This is a genomic window from Oxalicibacterium sp. (genome assembly GCF_035565035.1).
In the GTDB taxonomy this organism is placed as follows: Bacteria; Pseudomonadota; Gammaproteobacteria; order Burkholderiales; family Burkholderiaceae_D; genus Oxalicibacterium.
The window spans coordinates 13,695-30,889 of record NZ_DATMTD010000063.1 but is presented as its reverse complement, the minus strand read 5'-3'; the positions used below and the strand labels follow the sequence as shown (position 1 = coordinate 30,889).

Here is a 17,195-nt window from a genome sequence, read left to right as displayed (position 1 = left end):
AATGTGATCAACGCATTTGCTTTGAATGTTTCACCGTAAACTGGCGATACGGCGCCTGTGGAGGCAAGGATTTTTTCAGCTTTCATATCGGCCATCTGACGCGTCCTTGTCTGAACATCACGCAATCAGCTTGCTGAACATCCGTGTTGCCATCAGACCGACTTTTGTATGGTGGTGGGCGGGAGACATCATGTTGATGAGTGTTCGCATAACCGCATCCTCGCTGTTCAACGAGGATAATTTCTGCTCGAACAAGCGCAGCTCGCTCGTAAAATCGTCAACGCCCTCATGTTCATGGGTTTTTCGAAAGATACTCCTTGCGGTGCCGATATATTGCACACGTTTGGAATCGCCGCTTCGTTTTGCTGCAGCGACCTGGCGCTGTTGCATGCGGAAACTCGGTGCACGGGATGCTGTCGCGCCAGCATCGGGTAGACGGCCTCTCTCGCTTGATACAGGCAATGCGATCCAGTCTCTCAGCAATTGCTGTTCGTATTCGTTGAAAACGCCGAACATCTCCGCGTGTTCCCCCTGAATCAGGCGCCAGAACCTGCTGTGTTCAGCGGGTTCTCCTCTGACAATCCATCCGGCATCTTCCAGTGCCTTCAGAAATGCAGGAATCTGTTCCGCATCCGATAGCCAGTCATTGACTGTACGCCCGGCGACACGGCAATAATCGGAATGCATGTTCTTTCCGACCATCGATTTTTCCCGGAAGACATCAATCACCTCTTTCTCCAGATCGAACGACCGGATAACCGACATGGTGTTCGCGCCAAGATCATTCAACCGATACCCGTCTGCCACACGCCGATAGAAAAGTTCGGCATCACCGACCAACGGTTGCAATTGTTGCAGACTGGCCAGTGCCTTGTGAGCATGGCCGGTCGCAGCATTGTCGATGGTGATATGCAACGTGAAATAGTAGGGATCGATGCCAAGTTCGTTGAGCTCGTAGGCAGTAATCAGCAAATGCAGGGGAAGTTGTTCATAGCCCAGGTTATAACCAATTACTTCAGGCAAAAACTGGTCGGCTTCATGCGCCAGACAAAGCTGAATCGCACCTTGAATGAAATGTTCTTCGTCCAAATCCCGCCACTGATCGCAACCATGCGTCGTCAGCAGTTTTTTGTAGAGCACAACGTGATTCTTTTCCGCGATACCGTCTCCCAGCTCCTCCAGATAGGTTCGGATCAGTGGAAGGTAGTCGAGATCTTTCCAGCGTGGCAGCAAGCCATACAGCCACGCACCGTCCACCAGCTTTGTGGGTGCGACAGCCTGCAAGAAGTGCAGTGCATGCGAACGATTGGTAAAAAATCGGCGAGGCGCGCCGCCTTTGCGGGCGGAAAGGTATTGCCGATATTCTTCTCCCACAGCCGCAGCGCGTTCGTGCATCCATGGAGCGAGATCAGACAGGCGTTCAGGCAACTCGTTGCGTAACGTCCGCGCCTGTGACAGTTGATCTTGCAAATATTCTTTTGCTTGGTCCCGCGCCGCGTCGCCAACCTCATCAGCAGCCAACGAAAAATACAGTTGCTTGATGGATTCATCAAAGTTCTTCGCTTGTGGCTTAAAGGTCCGGACCAGGTTCGACATCTGTTCTCTCACTATTCGACGGCTCTCTGCGAGCATATGCAGCATTATCGGAAAGAAACGTATATCGACATATCGGAGCATTCCCCGCATTGTTGTAAGAAAAGCCGCATGCAATTGTGAGCTTATTTAGTCTGTTGTACTTCCGGTCTTTCGCCGAGCAGGGGAGACCCGAGCCAGAGGATTGATGACGCCATAAAACGTTTGAGATACGGACCAGTACGACTTTTTTTGTTTCCAGCGATTTGCTCAGGGGTTCCGCAACCAATTATTTTTCCGCCTTCATCGCCAGCGTCCGGCCCGATGTCTATCACCCAGTCACTGGCCGCAATGACTCGCATGTCGTGCTCTACAACAATGACGGTATTTCCAGAGTCGACCAGCAATTGCAGTTGTTTGATGAGCCTCTCGACGTCAGCCGGATGAAGTCCGGTCGTGGGTTCGTCCAGGATATAAAGCATCTCGCCTCGTCGTGCACGCTGCATTTCTGTGGCGAGTTTGATGCGCTGTGCTTCGCCACCCGACAGCTCGGTTGCTGGTTGGCCCAGGCGCAGATAGCCCAGTCCGACTTCCTGCAACATGTGAAGCGACACCTGGACAAGTGGCTCGTCTTTGAAGAAATCACAAGCATCGTCGACAGTCATTCTCAGCACATCGGCAATATTTTTATCCTTGTACTTGATCTCCAGTGTTTTTGCGTTGTAACGCGTTCCCTGACACGTCGGACATGGGGTGTAGACGCTCGGCAGGAATAACAGCTCGACCATAACCGAGCCCTCGCCTTCACAATGAGCGCATCTACCCTTGGCGACATTAAATGAAAATCTCCCCGCGTCATATTTTCGGGAACGTGCGGTCTTGGTCGATGCAAATATCTTCCGTACGTGATCGAATAAGCCGGTATAGGTCGCCAGATTCGAGCGGGGCGTCCGTCCAATCGGCTTCTGATCAACACGGATCAGTCTGCGTATGTTTTCCAAACCGCCAGTGATGCTGCCGCCTTCTGTAACGGGTAATTGTTGTTCCGGTTCCTCTGAATCCTCGTGTTCCTCTTCCAGGGAATGGCCGAGCGCCGCGGTTACGAGCTCCACCAAGACTTGACTCACGAGGCTTGATTTACCAGAGCCGGATACACCGGTAACGCTTGTGAGAACCCCTATAGGAAAATCGACGTCCAAGCCTTTCAGATTGTTGCGGGTGACGCCTTCCAGTCTTAACTGACCAATGGCACGACGGCGTGAATCAGGCGTGCTGGAGTCTTGCGCGAAAAGGTAGCGACGCGTGATTGATTCATCCACCATTTCCAGTCCAGCCGGGACACCGCTGTACAACACGCGTCCGCCGTGCTCCCCGGCTACCGGACCGACATCAACGATCCAGTCGGCGTGGCGAATCACGTCAAGAGAATGCTCCACCACAAAGAGAGAATTGCCGGATGCTTTCAAGCGGTTCAATGCTGAGAGCAAGGACTCGGTGTCTGCCGGATGCAACCCTGCGGAGGGTTCGTCCAGTACATAGACAACGCCAAACAAATTGGAATGCACTTGCGTCGCCAGCCGCAGGCGCTGCAGTTCACCAGGAGACAAGGTTGGCGTACTGCGCTCCAGGGTCAGATACCCCAACCCCAGTTCAAGCATGACATCCAAACGCGCAACGAGATCTTCAGCGATGCGTTGAACGACCACTCTTTTTTCAGGGTGCATGCGATCTTTGCGCAACTGCGGCGCGCTTCCATCGGCATATGCGGCAAATATATTCGCAAGCCGCTTCAATGGAAGACGGGAAATTTCGGCGATATCGTGGCCTGCGAACTTCACCGCAAGGGATTCCGGTTTAAGACGCTTCCCCTGACACATTGGACAATCTGTACCGATCATGTACTGCGCCACGCGCTTTTTCATCAACGCGCTTTGCGTTGTCGCAAACGTCTGAAGTACATACTTCCTGGCGCCTGTAAACGTACCTTGATAACTTGGTTCTTCCTTGCGTCGTAAAGCCTGTTTTACCTCTTGCCGATCAAAACCTGCATAAACAGGCACGACGGGCTGTTCATCTGTGAAAAGTATCCAGTTCCGATCCTTTCGCGACATCTTCCGCCATGGCGTATCGATGTCGTAGCCGAGCGTTACCAGAATGTCCCGCAGATTTTGTCCGTGCCACGCCGTAGGCCAGGCAGCGATCGCTCTTTCACGTATGGTCAATGAATCATCCGGTACCATGGATTTCTCAGTGACATCGTAAATGCGCCCCAGACCGTGACATTGCGGGCACGCACCTTCTGCGGTATTGGGAGAGAACGATTCCGCATAAAGCAGAGGCTGCCTGGCCGGATAATCACCCGCACGCGAATAAAGCATGCGTAGCGAGTTGGATAAGGTACTCACGCTGCCGACCGACGATCTCGTCGTCGGTGTGCCACGCTGCTGTTGTAACGCGACTGCAGGCGGCAATCCATTGACTGCGTCGACATCAGGAACCGGCATCTGGTTAAATAGGCGTCGTGCGTAGGGCGATACTGATTCCAGATATCTTCGTTGTGCCTCGGCGTACAACGTTCCGAATGCAAGGGACGACTTGCCGGATCCGGATATACCGGTAAACACAACCAGTGCGTCTCTAGGGATGTCGAGGTTAACGTCTTTGAGATTGTGTTCCCGGGCACCACGAACCTGGACAAAACCATCCAGTATTGGTTGCGACGATAGAGATATTTTTGTTGTCATCGATTCGCCCGGTAACGATAACTCGAACAAATTGTTGGAGCTTATGACGTTAGAACCACGGGGAATCGTAGACAGTGCGTTAGCGAACATTGAACCAGGCGACATCTAGCTCTAAAGCGTATCCTGCTGCTGTCATATCCGGTGCAGGAGGAAAGCGATGGCCGCTTTTGGCCAAAACCGGATCACGCGAGCGTCATGCATTCGCATATTCGCATAAAGGCAGGAGGGCCATTGGGGGGCCATTGGGAGCACCCTCGGTCGCGTTTTTGATAAATGTTGGCGGCAACGAATGCTGTAAAAAAAAGGGTTATCGAATTAACGATAACCCTTTAGTTTTTTGCATATTTTGGTGGGCCTCCCGTGAGTCGAACACGGCACCAACGGATTATGAGTCCGCTGCTCTAACCAAGCATGAGCTAGAGGCCCAATAACTTGATGAGAGGCTTAGTTGCCTTCGAGGAAGCTCTTCAGCTTGTCGGAACGCGATGGATGACGCAGCTTGCGCAGTGCCTTCGCTTCGATCTGACGAATACGTTCACGTGTGACGTCGAACTGCTTGCCAACTTCTTCCAGCGTGTGATCGGTCGACATCTCGATACCGAAACGCATGCGCAACACTTTCGCTTCGCGTGGCGTCAACGAATCCAAAACATCCTTCACGACACCGCGCATCGATGCATGCAACGCAGCATCCGATGGTGCGAGCGTGTTGTTGTCTTCGATGAAGTCGCCCAGATGAGAATCGTCGTCGTCGCCGATCGGAGTTTCCATCGAAATCGGCTCTTTCGCGATCTTCATGATCTTGCGGATTTTATCTTCCGGCATTTCCATCTTGATCGCCAGCGTCGCTGGATCAGGCTCGGCACCGGTTTCCTGCAAGATTTGACGCGAGATGCGGTTCATCTTGTTGATCGTTTCGATCATGTGGACCGGAATACGAATCGTACGGGCTTGATCGGCGATCGAACGGGTGATGGCCTGACGAATCCACCAGGTTGCATACGTCGAGAATTTGAAACCGCGACGATATTCGAACTTGTCGACTGCCTTCATCAAACCGATGTTGCCTTCCTGGATCAGATCGAGGAATTGCAGGCCGCGGTTCGTGTATTTTTTCGCGATCGAAATCACCAGACGCAAGTTCGCTTCGGTCATTTCGCGCTTGGCTTTACGGGCCTTCATCTCGCCAGCAGCCATCTTCTTGTTGATGGCGCGCAGGTCGGGCAGCGGCAACACGACGCGAGCCTGCAGGTCGATCAGCTTCTGTTGCAATTCCTTGATGGTAGGAACATTACGCGCCAGCACCACGCTGTATGGATGGTTACCGGACACTTCGCCGTCCACCCATGTCAGATTGGTTTCGTTACCCGGGAAGACCTTGATGAAGTGATTGCGCGGCATGCCGCAGCGATTGACGGCGACGTCGAGAATCTGCTTCTCGATATGACGCACTTCATCAACCTGACCACGCAGCGTATCGCACAGTTTTTCGACGACTTTTGCGGTGAAGCGAATACTGAGCAACTCGTTGGAAATGATTTCCTGCGCCTTGACATACGGCTTGGAGTTGTAGCCTTCCTTCTCGAACGCCTTGCGCATCTTGTCGAATTGCATGGCGATGTTGGCGAACTTGGCCAGCGATTCGCGCTTCAGCTGTTCGATCTGTTCTGCGGTGAAGCCGGCAGCGCCCGAAGCGGAAGGCGTTTCTTCTTCTTCCTCTTCTTCTTCCTCTTCTTCCTCTTCTTCTTCCTCGTCGGAAGCAGCAGGCGCAGGAGCGGCAATGACCGGTTCGGTTGCGTTCATGTCGACCAGGCCGTCAACGATTTCGTCGATCTTGATTTCGTCATTGGAAATCCTCTCCGCGGCGGCCATGATTTCTGCAATCGTGGTCGGGCAGGCGGAAATTGCCTGGATCATGTCGCGCAAACCGTCTTCGATACGTTTTGCAATGTCGATCTCGCCTTCGCGGGTCAGCAGTTCGACCGAACCCATTTCACGCATGTACATGCGGACCGGATCGGTGGTGCGACCGAAATCGGAATCGACAGTGGACAGTGCCGCTTCGGCAGCCGCTTCGGCTTCGTCGTCGCTGGCGACGGTGGCAACGTTATCGGACAGCAGCAGCGTTTCAGCATCGGGGGCCTGTTCGTAGACAGCGATGCCCATGTCGTTGAACGTACCGATGATGCCTTCGATCGCTTCCGGATCGATGATGTTTTCCGGCAGGTGATCGTTGATCTCTGCGTAAGTCAGGAAGCCGCGTTCCTTGCCGAACTTGATCAGCGTCTTCAGTTTCTGGCGGCGCGCCTCGAGTTCTTCTTCGCTGGCTTCGGTGTCGTTGGAGAAAGCGTCTTTCAACAGCGCCTTTTCCTTGGCCTTGCGATCCTTCGCCTTTGCCTTGTCGACGGCCTTCATCTCTGCACGCTCGACGGCGTTCAGTGCGGCGATTTCATCGTTCTCAGGCTGGAATTCCTTCGGCTTGCGACCTCGACGGCCGGGCACCTTGACGGACGGCAGGATGTAACCGGACGTATCGATCGCGGCCAGTGTGGCGGCGTCCGTCGTCTGGCTGACGGTCGGCGTGATCATGACATTGACGCCAGGACGTGATTCGACTTTCGCCTCGACCTTGGCTGATTTGCTTGGTGCGGATTTGACTTCGGATTTCTTGTTTGTCACGGGGGCTTTCAATGGTGCTGACTTTGCTGCAACCTTGGTCGCGGTTTTGGCCGGAGCCTTTGCTGCAGTTTTTACTGCTGCGCTCTTGGTTGCGGGTGTTGCCGCTTTTTTACTGGGCGTGACAGCTTTTGCCTTGACTGCCGGTTTGGCAGGGGCCGCTTTTTTCACAACGGGTTTGGTCGACTTTGCCGCAACCGTTTTTTTGGCTGCGGTCGGGGTTTTCGCGGGTTTCTTCATTGCGTTCGCCATTGGATCAACTACCAAGTGGGTTGTGCTCCGGCGCATCCAGCATCCAGTCAGCTGTGCCCGACAAGCAGATTTTGCGCATTCAACTCCGGCTTCCGCCCGCGCAAGTTAACTGTTTTTTTCTTCCGTCCCTCGTCTGTAAGACGTTGAATCGAAAGCCTTTCATTATAGCATATGGGGGCATCTTCCCCCTCTACACAAGAGCAAATCAGTCGCGGCGGGCGATTTCTGCCTGTGCTTCGCGCCGCAATTGTTCCTGTTGCATGCTCAGTTCGCGATAGCGCATCTGCGCCTGCTCTCCAGCCAGACCGCCGGCTACCAGTCGGTCCAGCTCTTCGCGCAACACCTTCATCCTGCTCTGCCGAATGGCGCCGGCAAGTTCCAGCCGGGCTGCGTCGGGATTGGACTCCGGTTCTGCAGCAATTTCTGCAATTAACGGATCGAAATCCGATCCGCTTGAGCGCAACAGTTCGGCCAGCGTTGCAAAGTTGGCATGTGCTCCCAGTTCCTGACCGGTGCGCACCAGTTGCGACAGCATTTCGGCATTATCCGGAGCAACATGCAGCACGGCATCCATGGCCGTCTGGTCCAGCTCCATTGCCAGCGCCGGATGCGCAACCAGCAGGCGCATGATCTGGCGCTCCAGTCCGACCGGCGCGGTACGCTTGCCGCGTGGCGGCGCGACGCGCGCTTTTGAAACCGGCTGTGCAAGTTCGAACAATGCTTCGATCTCCGCCGGCGTGCTTTCCGTGATCTGCGCCAGGCTACGCACAATCTGCAAGCGCAGCGCCGACGGCGGCAATGCCTGCAGCATCGGCTTTGCGTCGAATTGCGTACGCGCGCGCCCTTCCGGCGTATTCAAATCGTTGTCGCCAACCGCCTGATTCAACAGGAATTGCGATAACGGCATCGCGTCGTGTACCTCTTTTTCAAACGCTTCCGTTCCCCGTTCACGGATGTAACTGTCGGGATCGTGTTCGCTCGGCAGAAACAGGAACTTGATGACCTTGTTGTCGCCGGCATGCGGCAGACTGGCTTCCAGCGCCCTGCGGGCCGCACGTCGTCCGGCCGAATCGCCATCGAAACTGAAGATGACCTGATCGGTCTGGCGCAACAGCTTCTGCACGTGAATCGGCGTGCAGGCGGTACCCAACGTCGCCACTGCCTGCGGGAAACCCAGTTGCGCCAGCGCGACTACATCCATGTAGCCTTCCGTCACCAGCGCATAACCGGCTTCGCGAATTGCCTGACGTGCTTCGAACAAACCGTAAAGTTCGCTGCCTTTTTGAAATAGCGGCGTTTCCGGCGAATTCAAGTATTTCGGTTCGCCCGAATCCAGTACGCGTCCGCCGAATCCGATGACCTGCCCCTTCGTATTACGAATCGGGAACATGATGCGATCGCGAAAACGGTCGTAACGTTTGCGATTGGCGCCTTCTTCGTCAGTGCGATCGATGACCAGGCCGGATTCGACCAGCGCGTCATCCTCGTATTCCGGGAACACCGCGCGCAAGCCGTCCCAGCCGTCCGGCGCGTAACCCATGCCGAAACGCGCGGCGATTTCACCTGTCAGGCCGCGACCGATCAGATACTGTTTTGCACGATCTGCATGACGCAATTGCTGGCGATAGTAATCGCAGGCACGCGTCATCGCTTCCGACAACGCCATGCTCTTCGCCTGCTGTTCGGCGCGCTGCGCCGGCGGCAGACGATCTTCCGATTCCGGCACGATCATGCCGACGTTTTGTGCCAGATCCTTGACCGCTTCGACGAAACCCATGCCCGAATATTCGATCAGGAATCCGATCGCCGTGCCATGCGCGCCGCAACCAAAGCAGTGATAAAACTGTTTGGTCGGACTGACGGTAAAACTCGGAGATTTTTCGTTATGAAACGGGCACAGGCCCATGAAGTTCGCGCCACCCTTCTTGAGCTGCACGTAACGCCCCACCACGTCGACGATATCGACGCGGTTGAGCAGATCCTGGATGAACGACTGGGGAATCACGCCGGCACCGGGCAGCGGATCGAATGAACGATCAGGCTTTGGTCAGTGCGGCTTTTACCAGGCCGGACACCGCCGTCATGTCGGCGCGACCGGCAAGCTTCGGCTTCAAAATTGCCATCACCTTGCCCATGTCCTGCGGACCGGCAGCGCCGGAAGCAGTCACGGCCGCAGCAACTTCCGCCTGCACTTCGGCGTCCGACAAGGCGCTCGGCATATAGGCCGTGAGCACGGCGAGCTCGGCTTGTTCGATTTCGACCAGATCCTGGCGGCCGCCGGCTTCGAACTGCGTGATCGAGTCTTTGCGCTGCTTGATCATTTTCTCGACGATGGCCTGTACTTGCGCATCGTTCAGTTCGATACGCTCGTCGACTTCTTTCTGCTTGATTGCGGCGGTGATCAGGCGAATCGCGCCGAGCTTGCCGGCATCCTTCGCGCGCATGGCGGCTTTCATGTCTTCGGTGATCTGTTCTTTCAGGCCCATATGCACTCCGCTATCGATGAATTGTTAATCAAAACCGCTGATCATTAAAACGCCAAAACCCGCTGCGGACCTTCACCGGAGCGGGTTTCAACCGACTTCTCACACTGCGCACTTGCAACGCGCAATGCGGCGAGAAATCAGTACAGTTTCTTAGGCAATTGCTGGCTGCGGATACGCTTGTAGTGGCGTTTCACGGCAGCTGCCAGCTTGCGCTTGCGTTCAGCGGTCGGCTTTTCGTAAAACTCGCGCGCGCGCAAATCGGTCAGCAGACCGGTTTTTTCGATGGTGCGCTTGAAACGTCGCATTGCGACTTCGAACGGCTCGTTTTCTTTAAGGCGAATAGTGGTCATGTATTAAACCAAACGTTGGTGGTAGTGAGTCAGCGATTATAGCAGTGTTGTCCGGCAAATGGAAGCTACTTGTCGATCTGGATTTGCCGATGCGCGCCAAAACACCACAGATGAAGGCCGGGTTCAGCCCTCGGCAATTATGTGATTGACAACAAAGGAAGCCGTCAACGCACGGGCAGCCTCATGCCAGCGCGGTATCCCAGAAAGCGGCCTCGATCTTGTGACCGTCCAGATCCCGTACGAAGCAACCGTAATATGGCTCGCCATAAAGGGGACGCGGGCCCGGCGGGCCGTCGCAAGTGGCTCCCGCAGCCAATGCCGCCTCGTGGAAAGCGTGGACCTGATCCTTGTTCGCGGCAATGAATCCCATGTGAAAACCGTTACCAACGCTGGCAGGCTTGCCGTCGTGCGGCACGCCAAGCCAGAACTCCGGATACTGGCGGCCATACGCGACTGCCCCCGGATGTTCCATGATGGTGACGATATCCAGCGTCGCCAGGACCTTGTCATAAAAGGCGCGCGCCTTGTCGAACTGATTGGTGCCGATCGACACGTGGGAAATGATGCTCGGATTTTCGCTGCTCATGACGTCTCCTTCTTGATTAGATGGAAACGATCTTAACCGCGTCTGCTGACAGCAACTGTCAGCAATGGTTGGGCGTTGTTTGCTCCTACACCGCCTGCCCCGCCGCAACACCCGAGGCCCACGCCCACTGGAAGTTGTAGCCGCCGAGCCAGCCGGTCACATCGACCGCTTCGCCGATGAAGTGCAAACCCGGCACCTTGTTGGCCATCATTGTTTGCTGCGACAGTTCGCGCGTATCGATGCCGCCCAGCGTCACCTCCGCCTTGCGATACCCTTCGGAACCGTTCGGCGTGATTGCCCAGCGATTGATCGACGTGCCAAGCTGACGCAACGACTTGTCCTGCATGTCGGCGACGCGTGCGTCGGGCTTGAACTTGTTTGCAAGCAACCATTCTTCGGCCAGGCGCGAGGGCAGCCATTGCGACAACTGATTGCCCAGATTCTTTTTGCTGGAGGATTTGCCTTCGATCAACGCTTCGGCGATATCCGTTTCCGGCGCGAGGTTGATTGTCAGCGCTGCGCCGTCCTGCCAGAAGCTGGATATCTGCAGGATCGCCGGGCCGGACAGGCCGCGATGCGTGAACAGCAGATCTTCCTTGAAATATCCCCTGTTCTTCTTCTCGCCGGTTTCCACCTCGACCGGCAGTGCAATGCCGGCCAGCGCAACCAAAGGTTGCCACGCAGCCGGATCAAACGTCAGCGGCACCAGCCCGGGACGCGGTTCGACCAGCTTCAGTTCGAATTGCCTTGCAACGCGATAGGCGAAATCGGTTGCACCGATCTTCGGAATCGACAGGCCGCCGGTCGCCATCACCAGGCTGTCTGCCGTCACGGTGCCGCTATCGGTTTCGATGCGGAAGCGCTCGCCATCCTTGCCGATTACCTCCACCTTGCACGGCATACGCCACGTCACATTGCCGAGATTGCATTCGGCTTTCAGCATGTCGATGATGTCTTCCGCCGAGTTGTCGCAGAACAGCTGGCCCTTGTGCTTCTCGTGATAGCCGATGCGATAACGCTTCATCAGCGCAAGAAAATCCTGCGGCGTGTAACGCGACAATGCGCTTTTGCAGAAATGCGGATTCTGCGACAGGAAGTTTTGCGGCGCGGCGTCGATGTTGGTGAAATTGCAGCGGCCGCCGCCGGAGATGCGAATTTTTTCGGCGAGCTTGCCGGCGTGGTCGATCAGCACCACGCGTTTGCCGCGCTGCCCGGCGACGCTGGCGCACATCATGCCTGCTGCACCTGCGCCAATGACGGCGACGTCGTAATGTTGACTCATGGCTTGCCTGTCATTCAAGAAGCCGTGATTGTAATCGCGAACTGCCTGCGTCTATAGACAGTTCGCGATTCAGGAAAAACTTGTCAGGAAGAGAACTAGGCGGAAAGACGTTCCGGCTCGTCGCGCGATATCGTTGCCAGTGCTGTCTGCGTTGCACATCGCACGACATCGCCGACAACAATGATTGCCGGGCTGCCAATCTGCGATTGCGCCAACGCCTGAGGCAGTTCCGCCAGAGTCGTGATCAATTGCGCCTGTGCCGTGCCGGTTGCCGACTGAACCACGGCAACCGGGGTATCGCCCGACTTGCCGCCCGCCAGCAGCGACGCTTGAATTTCTGCGCAACGCGCGACGCCCATATAAATGACGAGTGTCAGATTCAGCTTTGCCAGCGTTTCCCAATCGGGATTGGCGTCCGGCGTCTTGCCGTGGCCGGTGATGAAGACCGCGCCCTGGCTCCACTCGCGATGCGTGAGCGGCACGCCGATCGACGACGGCGCGGCAAGTCCGCTGCTGATGCCGTTGACGACGTCGACTTCAATGCCTTCCGCCTGCAGGTGATCGCGCTCTTCGCCGCCGCGGCCGAAGATAAAGGGATCGCCACCCTTCAGACGAACGACGCAATTGCCGGCTTGCGCTTCGGACAACAACAAGCGTTCGATGAATTCCTGCGGTGTCTGCTTGCAACCGCCGCGCTTGCCGACATTCACCACGCGCGCGGTCGCTGGCGCATGTTGCAAGACTTCCGGGTTGACCAGGTCGTCGATCAGAATCACGTCGGCCTGCGCAATGGCCTTGACGGCTTTCAATGTCAGCAACTCCGGATCGCCGGGACCGGCGCCGACCAGAAAGACCTTGCCGAATTGCCTTGCGTCTTGTTCCCGGGATTCCAATTGCTGCTTGGGTGACGATGGTGCGCGTTTCATTTTTACTACCCCAGTCTGCTTTTTACCTTCTTCGATATAAGCAAACATTGTTCCACTTGTTCCGCGATCGAAACCGGTATCGGCGCTTCGCCGCGCAGCGCCTTTTCTATCCAGCGCGCCGTCACATCGGCATCGCGCGATTCAGGCAACGGCGGCATGTCGTCAACCGGCTCCTGTTTTTGCACCAGAATCGTGCACACACCTTCATGGATCCAGTTGATCTGTTGCGCCCGCTTGGCGTTGGCGACCGTTTCGCCTTCGGTACCGCGCATCAGGAAGACGTCGCCGCGCACTTGTGGTGCAGAAGTCGTGAAGTATTCGGTCAGTGTGGTCAGGTATTCCGGATGCGTGTACGACGTCAGCCGCAACGCCGGTTGCACAAACGGCTGCATGATCTTGACCAGCGTATGCGTGGAATTGCGCACGCCGAGAATGCGGCGCATCGCCAGCAGGCGCGACAATTTCGGCGCGAGATCGGTGATCGGCATCAGCACCGGCGCACGCTGTGCAAATTGCTCTGCGGCCTGCGCCGGCGTGTTCGATACCGGATAGCCGAGTTCATGCAGAATTTCCGCCGTCGTCACACGTCCCGGATCGGTTGTTACACCGTGGATGAACACCGGTGCCCCTTCGCGCGCAAGCAACAACGCCAGCAGCGGCGTCAGGTTCGGCATCTGGCGCGAGCCGTTATAGGACGGAATCACGATCGGTGCGTACTCGCTGTCGGGCGCATGCAATTGTTCGAACGAGGCTTCCGCCGCTTCGAGAAAACCGTCGAGTTCCGCGACCGATTCGCCCTTGATGCGCATCGCCAGCATGATGCCGCCCATCTCCAGGTCGGAGACGCGACCGTCGAGCATCGCCGCATACAGTTGCTGTGCATCGTCGCGCGACAGGCTGCGCGCACCTTTGACGCCGCGTCCGATTTCCTTGATGAAACGGCCGGCGGCGAAAGGTTCGACCGGCTCGACCGCTTCGTTTGTTTCGTAGTCTTGTGAGGGAGAAGTATTCATCCGCGCAGGGTACACCGAAAGAACCATCCTTGGCAGCAGCGCCGAACTAGGCTGCCCTGGCCTGCAGTGGATGATTGACGATGATTTTCTTCAGTTCCGGCACGCACGATCCGCAGTTGGTGCCGCACTTGAGTTTCTGTTGAAGGCCGGCCAGGACCGCATCCGGTGCGATGTTCGCCAAACCCGCAGATTGCGTCATCAATGCATCGCTGATTTCGGTTTCGGCGACGTTGAAGCAGTTGCAGACGATGCGGCCGCGCGAACGGAAGTTCTGCGGCGGCGTATCGGACGGCATCAACAACAGTCGTCCCAGCGACGCCACCGGCTGTTCGCCCTCCAGATACTGCTTCAGCCAATGTTCGGCCGAGGTATCGCCGGATAAAGAAACCGCCTTCAGCTTGCCGTCCTCGATCAGGATATGTCGCGAATTGCCGCGCTTGCGGTCGTCGTAGCGCAACACCTGCGCACCCTCGATCCCGAAGCGGCTTTCGATTTCCTCAATGACATTTTTTTCTGCCGCATAATCGTCCGCCGCACGAAACAGCACGCCAACCTTGTCACGCCCGAACAGCGTGCACGATGCAAAGGCAAACCGGCGCATCACCGGCCGCAGATCGGATTGCAGCTTCAGCAGCTTGTCTTCATCGATCCAGCCGAATACCACGTAATGCCAGGGCAGCTCTGCCTTCAGAATCTTGACGGCAGCATGTTTCAGCTCCGGCTGTTTGGAACTCGGGTCGTAGGCCGGCGATGTCAGCGCGTTGACGCCGTAGGTGCCTTCGCCGTTCGAGCCGCGCCCGGAGACATATTCCTCGCCCCAGTGCATGCCGATGAACGCCTGGCTTGCGCGCATGTCGTCGCCGGCGGCAACCGGCAATATCTGCGTGCCGCGCTTGCTGGTCACATGCACGAGATCGCCGTTTTTCAACAGACGACGATCCATGTCGATCTGCGACATCACGACGGCCGGTTCCGCTGCATGCGAAAACAATTGCGCAACGGTACCGGTGCGACTCATGCCATGCCATTGATCGCGCAGGCGCCCCGTCGTCAAATGGAACGGGAAACGCGCATCGACTTTTTCCGCAACCGGAACATAAACCGTATTGACGAATTTCGCGCGGCCGGATGCCGTTGGGAAAACGGCGTCTTCATACAAACGCTTCCTGCCGCTCTGCATGCCTTCGGCGAACGGCCATTGCTGCGGCCCCTGCTGCTCCAGAATCTCGTACGACAAACCCGTGATGTCCAGATCACGACCGCGTGTCGATTCGCGATGTTCGTTCCAGATCGATTCCACATCTGAATAGGGAAAAAGCGTCTGCTTCTGTGTTTTTCCCAACAACTGTTCCAGTCGATGCGCAAAGCGCACGACAATTTCCCAGTCATGCAGGGTTTCCGCCGGCTTTGGCAAGACCGGTTTGAAGCGCGTGATGCGGCGCTCGGAATTGGTGACCGTTCCTTCCTTTTCACTCCACGTGGTTGCCGGCAACAGCACATCGGCGTAATCGCAACTCGCGGTCGTTTTGTATGCTTCCTGCACGATGACCAGTTCTGCGTTCTTCAACGCTTCACGGATCATCTTTTGTTCAGGCATCGATTGCGCAGGGTTGGTGCAGGCAATCCAGATGACCTTGATCTCGCCGTTGCGTACGGCCTCAAACATCTCCACCGCGCTCTTTCCCGGTGTGGCCGGTATGTCGTCCACACCCCACAGCCGTGAGATTTCAGCACGGTGTTCCGGATTGGCGAGTTCGCGATGAGCGGACATCAGATTGGCCATGCCGCCCACTTCGCGACCGCCCATCGCGTTCGGCTGGCCCGTCAGCGATAACGGCCCGGCACCCGGCTTGCCGATCTGATGTGTCGCCAGATGCAGATTAATGAGTGCGGCATTTTTTGCCGTGCCGGAGGATGACTGGTTCAAACCCTGGCAATACAGCGACAGCGACGCTTTCGATTCGCCGAACCAGCGCGCTGCGGTAATCAGGTCCTGCTCGTTGATGCCGCAAATCTCCGCCACCATTTTCGGCGTGTAGTCGCGCACCGTTTTCTTCAGTTCGGCAAAGCCTTCCGTGTGCGCATCGATGTAGGCCGGATCGATCAGGTCTTCCCACAGGCAGATGTGCAGCATGCCGTTGAACAGCGCAACGTCGGTGCCCGGCAGGATCGGCAGGAACAGATCGGCATCGCGCGCAGTGTCGGTACGACGCGGATCGGCGACGATCATCTTCATGTCCGGATTGGCCTTGCGGGCCGCTTCCAGGCGGCGATACAGAATCGGATGCGCGTACGCCATGTTGGAGCCGACGATGAACACACAGTCGGCCAGTTCGATATCTTCGTAACAGGCCGGCGGCGCATCGGCACCCAGCGTCTGCTTGTAACCCGCTACCGCGCTCGACATGCACAGACGGGAGTTGGTATCGATATTGTTGGTACCGATCAAACCCTTCGCGAGTTTGTTGAAGACGTAATAATCCTCGGTCAGCAACTGGCCGGAGATATAGAAGCCGACACTGTCCGGTCCGTGCGCCGCAATCGCGTCCGCAAATTTCTTCGCAATGAAATCGATGGTGGTATCCCACGAGGCACGTTCGCGATCCAGATTCCGTACCACCCGCAATTCCGGATACAGCGCACGCGCCTGCTGTTGCAATGCGGGCCGTGCCGTCAAATGCAGCGTGCTGCCCTTGGTACAGAGACGGCCGAAGTTGGCCGGGTGATCCGGATCGCCGCGCACGCCGATGACCTGCGTGCCATCGGTTTGCACGATGACACCGCAGCCCACGCCGCAATAGCAGCAGGTTGCCTTGGTTTCGGTCACGGCTGCCGCTGCGCTTTCTGCAAGCGCAGCAGATCCGGACATTGCCGCAGGAACCGAGACGTCATTCATGCTGCGGCCAGTCCTTTCGCCATCGCGGATGGCGCGTTCAGTTCTGCCATATCCAGCGATACCTGCCCATTCTCGACACGCACGCTGAACTTCTGTGTACAGCCTTCATCCGGCGCTACCGCACAACCAGACTGCAGCTCGATATTCCAGTTGTGCAGCGGGCAGGCGACGCGCTCGCCGAACACGATGCCCTGCGACAGCGGGCCGCCCTTGTGCGGACACTTGTCCAGCAATGCGAACACCTTGTTCTCGCTGTTGCGAAAAATCGCGACATTGGTCTCACCCGCGCGCTGCACCACGCGCGAACCGAGCACCGGGATATCGTCCACGCTGCAGATTACTTTCCATTCATTCGACATCTTTTTCTTCCTCAATATTTAATCGATGCGCGTTCATCGATTCCATTCGATCG

General features: G+C 56.6%; 12 protein-coding genes and 1 tRNA gene. All 13 read right to left on the bottom strand.

Annotated elements, in window-relative coordinates:
* Positions 1-117: 117 nt before the first annotated feature.
* The 13 genes from VN114_RS05860 to nirD all read right to left on the bottom strand — a co-directional run bounded on the left by VN114_RS05860 (position 118) and on the right by nirD (position 17,142).
* Complete coding sequence (locus tag VN114_RS05860) at positions 118-1,596, bottom strand: iron-containing redox enzyme family protein (RefSeq protein WP_325512927.1); 1,479 nt, start codon at positions 1,594-1,596, stop codon at positions 118-120.
* Positions 1,597-1,718: 122 nt separating this feature from the next.
* On the bottom strand, positions 1,719-4,316 hold the full coding sequence (gene uvrA, locus VN114_RS05855) for an excinuclease ABC subunit UvrA (RefSeq protein WP_325512925.1): 2,598 nt from the start codon (positions 4,314-4,316) through the stop codon (positions 1,719-1,721).
* Positions 4,317-4,663: 347 nt separating this feature from the next.
* Positions 4,664-4,742, bottom strand: a tRNA-Ile gene (locus tag VN114_RS05850).
* A gap of 18 nt (positions 4,743-4,760) precedes the next feature.
* Entirely contained in the window at positions 4,761-7,232 is a 2,472-nt protein-coding gene (gene rpoD / locus VN114_RS05845; RefSeq protein WP_414694197.1) for an RNA polymerase sigma factor RpoD, read from the bottom strand.
* 217 nt (positions 7,233-7,449) lie between these two features.
* The gene (dnaG, locus tag VN114_RS05835) at positions 7,450-9,249 is read right to left on the bottom strand and encodes a DNA primase (protein ID WP_325512919.1); all 1,800 of its coding nucleotides are present in this window, start codon (positions 9,247-9,249) and stop codon (positions 7,450-7,452) included.
* A gap of 31 nt (positions 9,250-9,280) precedes the next feature.
* Positions 9,281-9,730, bottom strand: coding sequence for a GatB/YqeY domain-containing protein (locus VN114_RS05830; RefSeq protein WP_325512917.1), 450 nt, complete (start codon positions 9,728-9,730; stop codon positions 9,281-9,283).
* Positions 9,731-9,867: 137 nt separating this feature from the next.
* Positions 9,868-10,080 (bottom strand): 30S ribosomal protein S21, encoded by a 213-nt coding sequence (gene rpsU, locus VN114_RS05825; RefSeq protein ID WP_011870001.1) that lies wholly within the window; start codon positions 10,078-10,080, stop codon positions 9,868-9,870.
* A gap of 181 nt (positions 10,081-10,261) precedes the next feature.
* Positions 10,262-10,666, bottom strand: coding sequence for a VOC family protein (locus tag VN114_RS05820; RefSeq protein WP_325512912.1), 405 nt, complete (start codon positions 10,664-10,666; stop codon positions 10,262-10,264).
* An 85-nt stretch (positions 10,667-10,751) separates the two neighbouring features.
* The gene (locus VN114_RS05815; protein ID WP_325512910.1) at positions 10,752-11,948 is read right to left on the bottom strand and encodes an NAD(P)/FAD-dependent oxidoreductase; all 1,197 of its coding nucleotides are present in this window, start codon (positions 11,946-11,948) and stop codon (positions 10,752-10,754) included.
* A 95-nt stretch (positions 11,949-12,043) separates the two neighbouring features.
* A complete protein-coding gene (cobA, locus tag VN114_RS05810; protein WP_325512908.1) occupies positions 12,044-12,874 on the bottom strand; it encodes a uroporphyrinogen-III C-methyltransferase in 831 nt (276 codons plus the stop codon).
* Positions 12,875-12,879: 5 nt separating this feature from the next.
* Positions 12,880-13,887 (bottom strand): DNA-binding protein YbiB, encoded by a 1,008-nt coding sequence (gene ybiB / locus VN114_RS05805; RefSeq protein WP_325512906.1) that lies wholly within the window; start codon positions 13,885-13,887, stop codon positions 12,880-12,882.
* 46 nt (positions 13,888-13,933) lie between these two features.
* Positions 13,934-16,756 carry a molybdopterin-dependent oxidoreductase gene (locus VN114_RS05800; RefSeq protein WP_325512931.1) on the bottom strand — a complete coding sequence of 941 codons (2,823 nt, stop codon included), beginning with the start codon at positions 16,754-16,756 and terminating at the stop codon, positions 13,934-13,936.
* A 23-nt stretch (positions 16,757-16,779) separates the two neighbouring features.
* On the bottom strand, positions 16,780-17,142 hold the full coding sequence (gene nirD / locus VN114_RS05795; protein WP_144102497.1) for a nitrite reductase small subunit NirD: 363 nt from the start codon (positions 17,140-17,142) through the stop codon (positions 16,780-16,782).
* Positions 17,143-17,195 lie beyond the last annotated feature (53 nt).

What these genes read in the sequence shown, in the direction of transcription:
- VN114_RS05830 (WP_325512917.1), bottom strand. Translation starts at nt 9,730, where the DNA reads ATGGGCCTGAAAGAACAGATCACCGAAGACATGAAAGCCGCCATGCGC.
- nirD (WP_144102497.1), bottom strand. Translation starts at nt 17,142, where the DNA reads ATGTCGAATGAATGGAAAGTAATCTGCAGCGTGGACGATATCCCGGTG.
- VN114_RS05800 (WP_325512931.1), bottom strand. Translation starts at nt 16,756, where the DNA reads ATGTCCGGATCTGCTGCGCTTGCAGAAAGCGCAGCGGCAGCCGTGACC.
- cobA (WP_325512908.1), bottom strand. Translation starts at nt 12,874, where the DNA reads ATGAAACGCGCACCATCGTCACCCAAGCAGCAATTGGAATCCCGGGAA.
- uvrA (WP_325512925.1), bottom strand. Translation starts at nt 4,316, where the DNA reads ATGACAACAAAAATATCTCTATCGTCGCAACCAATACTGGATGGTTTT.
- VN114_RS05860 (WP_325512927.1), bottom strand. Translation starts at nt 1,596, where the DNA reads ATGTCGAACCTGGTCCGGACCTTTAAGCCACAAGCGAAGAACTTTGAT.
- rpsU (WP_011870001.1), bottom strand. Translation starts at nt 10,080, where the DNA reads ATGACCACTATTCGCCTTAAAGAAAACGAGCCGTTCGAAGTCGCAATG.
- rpoD (WP_414694197.1), bottom strand. Translation starts at nt 7,232, where the DNA reads ATGAAGAAACCCGCGAAAACCCCGACCGCAGCCAAAAAAACGGTTGCG.
- VN114_RS05815 (WP_325512910.1), bottom strand. Translation starts at nt 11,948, where the DNA reads ATGAGTCAACATTACGACGTCGCCGTCATTGGCGCAGGTGCAGCAGGC.
- VN114_RS05820 (WP_325512912.1), bottom strand. Translation starts at nt 10,666, where the DNA reads ATGAGCAGCGAAAATCCGAGCATCATTTCCCACGTGTCGATCGGCACC.
- ybiB (WP_325512906.1), bottom strand. Translation starts at nt 13,887, where the DNA reads ATGAATACTTCTCCCTCACAAGACTACGAAACAAACGAAGCGGTCGAG.